This is a genomic window from Acidovorax sp. FG42, from assembly GCF_057809195.1.
Genome location: NZ_JBMDJM010000018.1, coordinates 43,905 through 56,058 on the forward strand (window position 1 = coordinate 43,905; position 12,154 = coordinate 56,058).

A 12,154-nucleotide genomic window follows, 5' to 3' on the forward strand; every position below is an offset into this window, starting at 1 on the left:
CACATGGTCAAACAATGCAGACAGCCCCCGACACCGCCAGCGCCACCCGCACAGAACACACGTTCGAGCTGATCCTGCAGCGCAGTCAGATGCGCTTGCCTGTTGGCCCCGGCGAGAGCATGGCCGACGTGCTGCAGCTCGCAGGCGTGCCGCTGGAAACCCTGTGCGAGCAGGGCGTGTGCGGCACCTGCGTGACCCGCTGGCTGGACGGCGAACCCGACCACCGCGACAGCTGCCTGAGCGCCGCAGAGCAAGCCACCCACCTCGCCGTGTGCTGCGCACGCAGCCACAGCGCCACGCTCACCCTGGACATCTAGGTCCATCCCACGCACCCGAAGGACACCCGCCATGCGCATCCTCGTGATTTATTGCCACCCCGTAGAAACCAGCTACAACGCCGCACTGCACACCGAGGTGGTGCAGCAGCTGCGCGGCGCGGGCCATGAGGTGGACGACTGCGACCTGTACGCCGAGGGCTTCAACCCCGTGATGACCCGCGAGGAGCGCCTGGGCTACCACGAGGTGCCCAGCAACCAGTTGCCCGTGCAGGGCTATGTGGACCGCTTGCTCTGGGCCGAGGCGGTGGTGTTCTGCTTTCCCACCTGGTGCTTTGGCATGCCGGCGATGCTCAAAGGTTTTTTTGACCGCGTGCTCATGCCCGGCGTGGCCTTTGACATCAGCGACCCGCACAACGTCAAGCCCTCACTCACCCACATCAAGCGCATCTCCGCCGTGGTCACCTACGGCCGCCCCCGCTGGACGGCCCTGTTCATGGGCGACCCACCGCGCAAGTCCATCACACGCTACATGCGCCTGCTCACTGGCGGCAAGGCGCGGGTGGACTACCACGCCTACTACCACATGAACGTGGCCACCCCACCCCGGCTGGCAGCCTTCAAGGCCCGTGTGGGCCAGGCCATGGCGCGCTTTGCATAAGACCAATTTCTAAGGGCCACGGCATGCACGCATCCAGCACTCCCGACCACATCCTGCGCGCAAGGTTGCCGCGCTGGCTGCTGCCTTCCGCATGGCCGCAGCAGGGCCACCACCCCGCACTGGCCGACCTGCACCTGGCCCAAGGCCGCATCGTGCAGGTGCTGCCCCATGGCACCCAGCCAGCGCCCCACGGCACGGTGTGGGACGTAGCAGGCGCACTGGTGCTGCCCGGCTTGGTGGATGCGCACACCCACCTTGACAAGGCCTTCACCCTGCCCCGCATGGGCGTGGTCCAGCCCGGCCTGCTGGGCGCCATCGAGGCCATGATGGTGGACCGGCAAAGCTGGACCGAAGCCGACATCCACGCCCGCGCCAGCCGCGCGCTGCAATGGGCCTATGACGCGGGCACCGTGCACCTGCGCACCCACTGCGACTGGTGGGAGCCCGACGCACAGCCACTGGCCTGGAACGTGTTGCGCGCACTGGCCCATGACTGGGCCGACCGCATCACGCTGGAGCGCGTAAGCCTGATCCCCTTGCATCTGTATAAGGACCGCAGCGCCGCCATGCAGCTTGCCGCCACCGTGGCCGCCAGCGGCCCTGGTGCCTTGCTGGGCGGCTTTGTGCATTCCACCAACTGGGACCCGCAGGCGCTGCGCCACCTGTTCGAAGCCGCACAACACCACGGCCTGAACGTGGACCTGCATGTGGACGAAGAGCTGCACCCCGGCGCCCAGGGCTTGGCGACCACCGCTGCACTGCTCAAGGATCTGCGCTTTGAAGGCCATGTGGTCTGCGGGCACACCTGCGCGCTGGCGGCACAGGACGAGGCCACCGCCCTCGCCACGCTCGACGCCGTCGCGCAAAGCCCCATCACACTGGTCACGCTGCCCATCACCAACCTGCTGCTGCAGGACGCCACCACCGGCCGCACGCCGCGCCAGCGTGGCCTGACGCTGGTGAAGGAGGCCCGTGCACGCGGCATCCCGGTGCTGGTGGCCAGCGACAACGTGCAAGACCCGTTCTGCCCTGTGGGCAGCTTCGACCCGCTGGAGGCCTTGGCCACGGGCGTGCTGGCGGCGCAGCTGGAGGCACCCTTTGACCAATGGAGCGAATCCCTGTGCCGCACCGACTGGCTGCGCTCCGGCAGCACTGGCCCCACCGCGCTGCCGCTGCAGCCCGGTGCGGTGGCTGACCTGCTGGTCTTCACCCAGGCCGACCACTGGGGCTTTCCATCGCGCACACAAGGCGCGCAGGGCCGCGTGGTGCTGCGCCAGGGCCGCGTCGCCAGCGGCCACGCACCAGCCGCCTGGCATGTGCCCACCACCCAAACCGCAAGGAGCCTCGCATGAGCCCCGCATCCGCAACCTTGCCTGCGCCCGGCATCGCCCAGCCCCTGGCCCGCTATGCCGCATGGCGCCGCGCAGGCGACTTCATCTACCTCAGCGGGATCATCGCCGTGGACCCCGCCGCCAGCCGCATCGTGCGCGGCTATGCCGACATCCCCGACGAAGCGGCCACGCTGATTGGCCGTACGGGCGAGTTCAGCAGCGACATCAAAGAGGGCCCCATCCTCGCGCAGAGCTGGTACGTGCTCGACCGCATCCGCCAGACCATCGAGGCCACAGGCGGCCAGATGTCCGACGTGTTCAAGCTGGTGCAGTACTTCAAGAACCTGGACCACTTCCCGCAGTACAGCCGCGTGCGCAAGCTGTTCTTCCCCGGCGAGCCCCCCGCATCCACCGTGGTGGAAGTGAGCGGCATGTTGCCCACGCCCGACATCCTGATTGAGGTCGAAGCCACGGCCTATCTGCCACAGCGCTGATCCACCCCCAACACCTACACGAAAGTCTTTCATGCTGCACGGCTACAACCCGCCCCACCGCTACCTGCCCTACCTGAGCTGGACCGAGATCGCAGACCTGCCCGACAAGGAAAACACCGTCATCGTGCTGCCCACCGGCGCGACCGAGCAGCACGGCCCACACCTGCCGTGTGCGGTGGACACCGTCATCAGCGCGGGCGTGGTGGGCCATGCACTCGCGCGCCTGCCGGATGATGTGCCCGCGTTTGCGATGGCCCCCATCACCTACGGCAAGTCCGAAGAGCACCTGCACTTCCCGGGTACCGTCACGCTGAGCGGCGAGACCCTGCTGGCCACCATGAACGAGGTGGGCGAGTCGGTATACCGCGCGGGCTTTCGCAAGCTGCTGTTCGTCAATGGCCATGGCGGCCAGCCGCAGGTGATGGAGATGTGTGCCCGCGAGCTGCGGCTGCGCCATGGCGACTTCATCGTGGTGCCCAGCTTCACCTGGCGGGTGCCACATGTGGCGGGCAAGTTCCTCTCCGACAAGGAAAAACGCCTGGCCATGCACGCCGGTCATGGCGAAACCGCACTGATGCTGGCCCTGGCCCCCGACACCGTGCACATGGAGCGTGCAATAGTCAACTACCCGCCCGTTTTTGATTCGCCCCTGCTCTCGCCCGACGGCCGCCCTGCCTGCGCCTGGAGTGCGCGCGACTTCGGCCCCAGCGGAATCATTGGCGACCCGCTGCCCGCCACGGCCGAGCAGGGCCACGCCATCCTCGAATCGCTGGCCGTGAGCTGGGCCGCCGCCATCACCGAACTGCACAAACTGCAGTGGGCGCCGCGCGCTAAGCCCACCTGGGGCCGCGCCCATCACACCGGCCACATCGAGCACCCGTCCGCACTGGCCTGAAACCTGCGAACGCTACCGCCAATCCTTTGCGCCTTTCCCTTCGTTGTCCCTTCGTTCCACCTCCACCCCCTACCGGAGTACCACCATGATGAAGACCGCCTCCCGACTTTCCAAACTTGGTGCAGCCGCGCTGCTCGCTGTTGGCGCCGTCGGCACCATGTCGAGCACTGCCCACGCGCAAGAGAAGTTCACCTACATGACCAACTGGTACGCGCAGGCCGAGCATGGCGGCTTCTACCAGGCGGTGGCCACAGGCCTGTACAAAAAGTACGGGCTGGACGTGACCATCAAGATGGGCGGCCCACAGGTCAACATCGTGCAGATGATGGCCGCCGGCCAGGCCGAATGCGTGATGGGATCGAGCGACCTGCAAATGATCCAGATGCGTGAGGGCGGCGTGCCCGTGGTCAACGTGGCCGCTGTGTTCCAGAAGGACCCGCAAGTGCTCATCGCCCACGAGGACGTGAAGAAGTTCGAAGACCTCAAGGGCAAGACCATCCTGATCGCATCGTCGGCCCAGCGCGGCTACTGGCCCTGGCTCAAGGCCAAGTACGGCTTCACCGATTCGCAGACCCGCCCCTACACCTTCAACATCCAGCCCTTTGTGGCTGACAAGAACAGCGCCCAGCAGGGCTACCTGACCTCTGAGCCGTTTGCGATTGCCAAAGCGGGCGTCAAGGCCAACACGCTGATGTTCAGCGACCAGGGCTACCCCGCCTACGCCACCACCATCTCGTGCATGGAAAAAACGGTGAAGGACCGCAGCGCCGCCGTGGCCTCGTTTGTGAAGGCGTCGATGGAAGGCTGGAAGAGCTACCTGGCCGACCCCGCCCCCGCCAACGCGCTCATCAAGAAAGACAACCCCAACATGACTGACGAGCAGCTCGCCTACAGCGTGGCCAAGCTCAAGGAAATGGGTATGGCCACCGGGGGCGACGCAGCCACCATGGGCATCGGCATCATGACCGACGCGCGCGCCAAGGCCAGCTACGACTTCCTGGTGGACGCCAAGCTCATCGACCCCGCCAAGGTGAAGCTGACCGAGACCTACACCACCGCCTTCGTCAAAGACCTCAAGGTTCTGCCCTGAGCCCTGACAGCCCTGAAACAGCGGCCGGTGCGCTCCCTCGCACGCCCGGCCGCATCCATCGAAAGGCGACCATGACATCCCCCGCTGAATCTCCGCCGCCGGCACACGCCCAGGCACCGCTGCCCCATTCCACGCCCGCCGTGGAGGTGCTTTCCGCCGAAAAAACCTACCCCAACGGTACGCAGGCCCTGCTGCCGGTGGACCTGACCATTGAGGAAGGCGAATTCGTCACCCTGCTCGGCCCATCGGGCTGCGGCAAGAGCACGCTGCTGAAAATGGTGGCGGGCCTGCTGGAGCCTACCGACGGCCGCCTGCACCTGTGGCGCAAGCCCGTGGCGCAGCTGGACGAAAGCGGCAAGAAGATGGCGTTTGTCTTTCAGTCACCCACGCTCATGCCCTGGGCCAGTGTGCAAACCAACGTACGCCTGCCGCTGGACCTGGCAGGCGTGCCGCGTGCCGAGGCCGATGCGCGCGTGACCGAAGCGCTGGCGCTGGTGGGTTTGTCCAAATTTGCCAACGCCCTGCCCCGGGCGCTGTCGGGCGGCATGCAGATGCGCGTGTCCATCGCGCGCGGCCTGGTCACCCAGCCCGACCTGCTGCTGATGGACGAGCCCTTTGGTGCGCTCGACGAGATCACGCGCCACAAGCTCGACGCCGACCTGCTCGACTTGTGGCGCAAGAAGAAGCTCACCGTGATCTTTGTGACGCACTCGATCCACGAAGCGGTGTTCCTCTCCAGCCGTGTGGTCATGATGGCCGCGCGCCCCGGCCGCGTGGTCGAAGAGTTCCGCATCGACGCGCCCTACCCCCGCACGGCCGACTTCATGGTGTCGCCCGAATTCAGCCGCTACGCCAAGCTGCTGCAGGACAGCCTGCTGCGCGCCAGCGTGGACACCGAGGAGACCGTGGCATGAGCACCCCCTTCCCTTCCGCACGCATGGCGTCGCCCGCGGTCACCGCGCACCCTGCAGCCGCCCCGCGCTCAGCGCCTGCACCAGCCGCTGCCAAACCTGCCACCAAGACCACGCCCAAACGCCCGCCGCTCATGGCCCAGCCCCGCGTGCAGCGCGTGGTGTACCCCGTGCTCGTCGGCCTGGTGCTGATCGCACTGTGGCAGGGGCTGGTCACGGCCATGGAGCTGCCGCCCTACCTGGTGCCCTCGCCCATCCTGATGATGAAGACGCTGTTCACCGACTGGGCGGCCCTCGGCGGCTCGCTGTGGGTCACCGTCAAGATCACGGTGCTGGCCTTTGTGGTGGCCACCGTCGCGGGGGTGCTGATCTCGTTCCTGTTTGTGCAGAGCAAACGCATCGAGACGGCGCTGTTTCCCTACGCCGTGCTGCTGCAGGTCACGCCCATCGTGGCCGTGGCGCCCCTCATCATCATCTGGGTGAAGGACCCGACGGCATCGATGGTGATCTGCGCCGCACTGGTGGCCCTGTTCCCCATCATCAGCAACACCACGCTGGGCCTGCGCAGCGTGGAGCCTGACCTGCAAAGCTACTTCCAGCTCAACCGCGCCACGCGGCTGCAGACGCTGCTGCGCCTGCGCATCCCCAGCGCGCTGCCCTACTTCTTTGGCGGGCTGCGCATCTCCAGCGGCCTGGCGCTCATCGGCGCGGTGGTGGCGGAGTTTGTGGCGGGCACCGGGGGTCAGGGTGCAGGGCTGGCGTACCAGATCCTGCAGGCAGGCTTTCAGCTCAACATCCCGCGCATGTTTGCTGCACTGCTGCTGATTTCGCTCACTGGCGTCGCCTTGTTCGTGCTGATGGCCTGGCTCACCCGCGTCGCCCTGGGCGGCTGGCACGCCAGCGAAACGTCGCACGACTAGGGCGACGCTGAACAAGCCTCCGCGATGCGGCGGGCCCTGGGTCGGGATGGGCTGCAAGGCGCAAACCACAGCGATAGCCGTAGCTATCGCGAGGATTTGCAACGCTGCAGACCGTCCTGAGCCTGGGATGCGCCGGGCGCGAGAGGCTTGTTGAGCGGTGCCCTAGACCTTTCACCCCCATCGCCAACACACCGCGCGCAGCCACTGGCGCGCGGCACGGGCTTCCTTTTGCCTAAAACGGCCACCAGCTGCCAAGGAGATACCGACATGACCACCACCGCCCAACAACTGCCCGACCTGCTGCCCGACCTGGACTGGATTGCCGACCCGCTGCGCGTGGGCCGCCTCTCACAGGACTTTGCCTGGTTCAGCCCCGTGCTCAAGCGAGACCTGGCAGGCAAGCGCGGCGACATCGCCGTGCGCCCGCGCACCGAAGCAGAAATCCGCCAGGTGGTAGCGGCCTGCGCCAGTGCTGGCATTCCCCTCACCGTACGCGGCAGCGGCACCGGCAACTACGGCCAAAGCACACCGCTGCATGGCGGCGTGATCCTGGACCTGTCGGGCTACAACGCCTTTGGCTGGGTGCGCGGCGGCGTGGGCCGCGCGCAGTCGGGCATCCGGCTGGCAGACTTTGACGCGCAGGCCAAGCCCCACGGGCAAGAACTGCGCTGGCTGCCCAGCACCTACCGCAGCGCCACGCTGGGCGGGCTGTTTGGCGGCGGCTTTGGCGGTGCGGGCTCCATCAACCACGGCCCGCTGGCCGCGCCCGGCAATGTGCTGGCCGTGCGTGCGATGACGGTAGAGCCCGAGCCCCAGGTCATCGAACTGCGCGGACCAGAGGCCATGCTGCTGCACCACACCTACGGCACCAACGGCATCGTGCTGGAACTGGAGGTAGCACTGACACCCGCTGTGGAGTGGACCGAGTGCATCGCCACCTTCGAGCAGTTTGACGCTGCGCTGGAGTTTGCCGACCGCTTTGGCAGCGCGCCCGGGTTGGAGAAAAAAGAGGTGTGCTTCGTTGCCGCCCCCATCCCGCAGTACTTCACCAGCCTGGCCGAGCACCTGCCCGCCAACCAGCACGCGGTGCTGCTGCTGGTGGCCCCGCATTCCGAGGCGGGCATGCGCGACATGGTGGCGCAGCACGGCGGCCAGGTCACCTACCGCAAGACGGCCGATGAAGTGGCCAGCAGCCACAAGACGCTGCTCGAATACACCTGGAACCACACCACCCTGCACGCCCTCAAGGTGGACAAGGGCCTGACCTACATCCAGAGCGGCTTTAACCCCATGCACCGCCTCAAGCAGGTGAAGGCGCTGGAGGCCGCGCTGAAGGGCGAGGTAATGATGCACCTGGAGTTCTTGCGTACGAAGGAAGGCGCCTTCAACTGCAGCGGCCTGCAGATCATCCGCTACACCACCGAGGAGCGCCTGAACCAGATCATGCAGATCTACCGCGACCATGGTGTGCAAATCAACAACCCGCACGTGTACATCGTGGAAGACGGCAAGCAGAACAACCTGGACCCGGCCGTGGTGGGCATGAAGCGCCGCTTTGACCCGCAAGGCCTGCTCAACCCCGGCAAGCTGCGCAGCTGGTACACAGCCGAACCCACAGCCCCCGTGGAGGCGCCTGCGCAGACACCCGTACGCCAAACAGCGTAGAGAAAACGGGTGGCACGTGTCCCACCCGCAGGCCTCTACCGCTTGCCTGCAGGGCATAATCAGCTACTCATTTCGTAGCAGACCATCACCCCATGCCCTGGCACGCCCGCCTCCAGCTCGACTACACGGCAGAACACGACGCCCGCACCGTCGCCCGCTACGAGCACAACGGGCCGCTGCGCATCCTGCAAAGCCTGTACCCCGAGGGCGACGCCATCTGCCACAACGTGCTGGTGCATCCACCTGGTGGCCTGGTGGGCGGCGACACACTGGACATCACCACCACCGTGGGCCCCGGCGCCCACGGCCTGGTCACCACACCCGGGGCCACGCGCTTTTACCGCTCCACTGGCCCGCTGGCGCTGCAGCGCAGCCACCTCACCCTGGCCGAAGGTGCGCGCCTGGAATGGCTACCACTCGAAGCCCTGTGCTACAGCGCCTGCCACGCTGAAAACCACCTCACGCTGAACCTCGCCCCCGGCGCCGAATGCATCGCCTGGGACGTGACCGCGCTCGGCCTGCCCCATGCGGGCCAGCTGTTTGAACAAGGCCGCTTCACCCAGCACCTGGAAGTGCCCGGCCTGTGGCTGGAGCGTGGCGTGATCGATGCCACCGATGACCGGCTGCTGAGCAGCCCCTTGGGCCTGGCAGGCCACCGCTGCATGGCCAGCATGTTCTTTGCCGCAGGCACGCCGCTCGACCGCACGCGCCGCGACGCAGCCTTGGACACCGCCCGCGCAGTGATGGATCAACACCCCCAGGTCAAAGCCACCGCAGGCGCCACCAGCCCCAATGACCGCATGGTGGTGGTGCGCGTGCTGGCGCCGCAGGTGGAGCCAGCGATGCAACTGCTCAAGGCCGTGCGGGTGGCTTGGCGGGAGGTGTTGTGGAAGCTAGAGGGGGAGGCGCCCAGGATTTGGGCGATGTGAACGTGGGCGCCGCTTCGTTCGCACTGGCAATGCCTGCCAAGGATTACAAGGCGGGCTTACGTGCCTGAAGTGCGGAGCAAGTCTTCACGAGCCAGTGGTCGTGGTGGCCTTTATCCGTTCGTTCCGGGGGACAGTTTCTCTGCAATCAGGTTGGCTGTGTAGCGCAGTCGTTGAATGTCCGCATCCGCGTTCACCGTGCGACTGAAGCAGCACAGCGTGCCGTATATCTCGCCGCCAGGCAGGCGCACCGGAGTGCTCAGATGGGTCCCGATGGGAAAGCCCGGATCTGGCGCTTGGCCCTGCGCAATCAGCGGCTTGGCATCTGCGATCTTCTCCGGCAGGCGGCCGTCGACCACGTATTGGCACCAACTTTCCTCGACCGGATCTGATTGGCCAGCATGGACGGGAGAAAAGCCTGGCGCGCAATCCACTGCCTCTATCACGCGGCGGCCGTTGGCGATCTGGGATACAAAAGCGACGTCCATGCCCAGACGTGTGCGCAGCATCCTTAAAACGGTGGGCACCACATCGGGCAGATCGGGATCCGCAGAGTCACTGGTGGCAACCAGCAACTCAGAGATGGTGACGTCGAGATCGTCGGGGTTGTAGTCCAGCAAGTGCATACCCACCAGTCTAGATCGCAACCGACGTGATACCGGTAAGCAGACGTTGAAAATGGGTATCGAAACGCACGCTGCCAAGCGGCGCTGGCCCCGCCTTAATTCCGCGACCGCAGGGCGTACCAAACGCCCTGCACTCAATGGGCACGCACGCGGCCGTGCACGTCCAGGGACTCAGGTGGCTGGGGCAATTGCCGCAGGCACCTTCAACAACCCATCCGCTTTGAACATGGCGCGAATCCCCCGCACCGCCTGCCGAATCCGCGCCTCGTTCTCGATCAGCGCGAAGCGCACGTACTCATCCCCCTGGTCGCCAAACCCAATGCCAGGCGACACGCACACCTTGGCCTTGTCCAGCAGCTGCCGCGCAAACTCCAGCGAGCCCAGCGCGCGGTAGGGCTCGGGGATTCGGGCCCAAATGTACATGCTGGCCTTGGGGCAGTCCACCGCCCAGCCCGCTTCGGTGAGGCCCTTGTAGAGCACGTCGCGGCGGCGCTGGTACTGGGCGGCGATGTCTTTCACGCATTGCTGGTCGCCCTCCAGCGCGGCAATCGCAGCCACCTGCAGGGGCGTGAAGGTGCCGTAGTCGTGGTAGCTCTTGATGCGGGCCAGGGCCGCCACCAGGTCGGGGTTGCCCACCATGAAGCCCACGCGCCAGCCGGCCATGTTGTAGCTTTTGCTGAGCGTGAAGAACTCCACCGCCACATCCTTGGCGCCGGGCACTTCCATGATGCTGGGGGCGCGGTAGCCGTCATACACGATGTCGGCGTAGGCCAGGTCGTGGACCACCAGGATGTCGTGCTTCTTGGCCAGGGCGATCACGCGCTCGAAGAAGCCCAGATCCACGCACTGCGCCGTGGGGTTGCTGGGGAAGCCGAAGATCATCATCTTGGGCTTGGGGTAGCTGCCGCGAATGGCCTTTTCCAGCTCGGCAAAAAAGTCCACGTCGGGCGCCACGGGCACGCTGCGGATGTCGGCACCGGCAATCACCGCGCCGTAGATGTGGATGGGGTAGCTGGGGTCGGGCACCAGCACGGTGTCGCCCCGGTCCAGCGTGGCCAGCATCAGGTGGGCCAGGCCCTCCTTGGAGCCGATGGTGACGATGGCCTCGGTGTCGGGGTTGATGTCCACCGCGTAGCGGTCCTTGTACCAGTGGCTGATGGCGCGACGCAGGCGCGGGATGCCTTTGCTGGCGCTGTAGCCGTGGGTGTCGGGCCGCTGGGCCACTTCAGTGAGCTTGGCGACGATGTGCGGTGGTGTGGCCCCGTCGGGGTTGCCCATGCTCATGTCGATGATGTCTTCGCCCCGGCGGCGGGCGGCGAGCTTGAGCTCGGCCGTGATATTGAAGACGTAGGGAGGGAGGCGATCGATGCGCGCAAAACGGCGCTTGCCCTGCGATGCAGACATGCGGTGTGACTTTCACGTAAGCGCCCGGAACCGTCCGAGCGACGTGGCTGACAGAAAGGCCAGCCCGCAGCCAATGTAGCGCAAGCTGCGGGCAACACTCCAGCCCTTTGTGCGCAGTGTGGCGGCAATGCCGCAGTGGGGACGAGGGCTTGCCGCCGCCTCTACGATGAACGCATGAATACCCTCCCATCCACCAACCCCACTGCCCTGCCTGCCGACCATCCCTTTGCCCAGGTGCAGGTGCTGGCCTTCGACATCTTTGGCACCGTGGTGGACTGGCACGGCAGCATTGCGCGCGAGGTGCGGGCACTCTATCCCCAGGTGGATGCCGATGCGTTTGCACTGGCGTGGCGCGCGGGCTACCAGCCCGCCATGGCGCAGGTGATGCGCGGCGAACAGGGCTGGACGCTGATCGATGCCTTGCACCGGCAGATCCTGGACGAGATCCTGCCGCGCTTTGGGCTGAGCCACCTGGGCGAGGCCGAGCGCCAGCACCTCAACCGCGTGTGGCACCGGCTCCATGCCTGGCCCGACAGCGTGCAGGGCCTGACGCGGCTCAAGCAGCGCTACACCATCACCACGCTATCGAACGGCAACATCGGCCTGCTGACCGACATGGCCAAGCGCGCCGGGCTGCCCTGGGACTGCGTACTGAGCGCCGAGGTGTTCAAGGCCTACAAGCCCCACCCCGACACCTACCGGGGCGTGGCGCGGGTGTTTGACCTGCCGCCGCAGCAGGTGGCGCTGGTGGCCGCGCACCACGACGACCTCGCTGCTGCGCGGGGCTGCGGCCTGCGCACGGCGTACATCGAACGGCCGCACGAGTTTGGCATGGCACAGCCCAAGGATGTGTCGCCGCAGCCGGGCAATGACTTGCATGCCCAGGACCTGAACGATTTCGCCAGCATGCTGGGGTGCTGAACGGCTCGCGGTGCGGTGTGCGCCGGTGTGCGCGC

The 12,154-nt window shown here is 66.4% G+C and carries 13 protein-coding genes; 11 read left to right on the forward strand and 2 right to left on the reverse strand.

Annotated elements, in window-relative coordinates; all coding sequences use genetic code 11:
- Window positions 1-14: 14 nt before the first annotated feature.
- The 10 genes from ACODSM_RS17665 to ACODSM_RS17710 all read left to right on the forward strand — a co-directional run bounded on the left by ACODSM_RS17665 (window position 15) and on the right by ACODSM_RS17710 (window position 9,171).
- A complete protein-coding gene (locus ACODSM_RS17665) occupies window positions 15-317 on the forward strand; it encodes a 2Fe-2S iron-sulfur cluster-binding protein (RefSeq protein WP_488806377.1) in 303 nt (100 codons plus the stop codon).
- 31 nt (window positions 318-348) lie between these two features.
- Entirely contained in the window at window positions 349-936 is a 588-nt protein-coding gene (locus ACODSM_RS17670) for an NAD(P)H-dependent oxidoreductase (RefSeq protein ID WP_044398955.1), read from the forward strand.
- Between the two features lie 23 nt (window positions 937-959).
- On the forward strand, window positions 960-2,288 hold the full coding sequence (locus ACODSM_RS17675; RefSeq protein ID WP_488806378.1) for an amidohydrolase family protein: 1,329 nt from the start codon (window positions 960-962) through the stop codon (window positions 2,286-2,288).
- Window positions 2,285-2,761, forward strand: a complete 477-nt coding sequence (locus ACODSM_RS17680; protein WP_488806379.1) for a RidA family protein — start codon at window positions 2,285-2,287, stop codon at window positions 2,759-2,761. Before ACODSM_RS17675 ends, ACODSM_RS17680 begins: the two co-directional genes overlap by 4 nt.
- Window positions 2,762-2,792: 31 nt before the next feature.
- Window positions 2,793-3,656 carry a creatininase family protein gene (locus tag ACODSM_RS17685; RefSeq protein WP_488806380.1) on the forward strand — a complete coding sequence of 288 codons (864 nt, stop codon included), beginning with the start codon at window positions 2,793-2,795 and terminating at the stop codon, window positions 3,654-3,656.
- Between the two features lie 85 nt (window positions 3,657-3,741).
- Entirely contained in the window at window positions 3,742-4,746 is a 1,005-nt protein-coding gene (locus ACODSM_RS17690; protein ID WP_298449972.1) for an ABC transporter substrate-binding protein, read from the forward strand.
- Window positions 4,747-4,817: 71 nt separating this feature from the next.
- Window positions 4,818-5,660, forward strand: a complete 843-nt coding sequence (locus tag ACODSM_RS17695; RefSeq protein ID WP_488806381.1) for an ABC transporter ATP-binding protein — start codon at window positions 4,818-4,820, stop codon at window positions 5,658-5,660.
- Entirely contained in the window at window positions 5,657-6,577 is a 921-nt protein-coding gene (locus ACODSM_RS17700) for an ABC transporter permease (RefSeq protein WP_488806382.1), read from the forward strand. Before ACODSM_RS17695 ends, ACODSM_RS17700 begins: the two co-directional genes overlap by 4 nt.
- A 267-nt stretch (window positions 6,578-6,844) precedes the next feature.
- Window positions 6,845-8,242 (forward strand): FAD-binding oxidoreductase, encoded by a 1,398-nt coding sequence (locus ACODSM_RS17705; protein ID WP_488806383.1) that lies wholly within the window; start codon window positions 6,845-6,847, stop codon window positions 8,240-8,242.
- Window positions 8,243-8,334: 92 nt separating this feature from the next.
- The gene (locus tag ACODSM_RS17710) at window positions 8,335-9,171 is read left to right on the forward strand and encodes an urease accessory protein UreD (protein ID WP_488806384.1); all 837 of its coding nucleotides are present in this window, start codon (window positions 8,335-8,337) and stop codon (window positions 9,169-9,171) included.
- A gap of 110 nt (window positions 9,172-9,281) precedes the next feature.
- Here the strand turns inward: ACODSM_RS17710 and ACODSM_RS17715 are convergent, their stop codons facing one another.
- The gene (locus ACODSM_RS17715) at window positions 9,282-9,794 is read right to left on the reverse strand and encodes a GAF domain-containing protein (RefSeq protein WP_488806385.1); all 513 of its coding nucleotides are present in this window, start codon (window positions 9,792-9,794) and stop codon (window positions 9,282-9,284) included.
- 171 nt (window positions 9,795-9,965) lie between these two features.
- Entirely contained in the window at window positions 9,966-11,198 is a 1,233-nt protein-coding gene (gene alaC, locus ACODSM_RS17720) for an alanine transaminase (RefSeq protein ID WP_295942890.1), read from the reverse strand.
- A gap of 174 nt (window positions 11,199-11,372) precedes the next feature.
- Here alaC and ACODSM_RS17725 point away from each other — a divergent pair, with 174 nt between their 5' ends.
- Window positions 11,373-12,119 carry a haloacid dehalogenase type II gene (locus tag ACODSM_RS17725; protein WP_488806386.1) on the forward strand — a complete coding sequence of 249 codons (747 nt, stop codon included), beginning with the start codon at window positions 11,373-11,375 and terminating at the stop codon, window positions 12,117-12,119.
- Window positions 12,120-12,154: the final 35 nt, after the last annotated feature.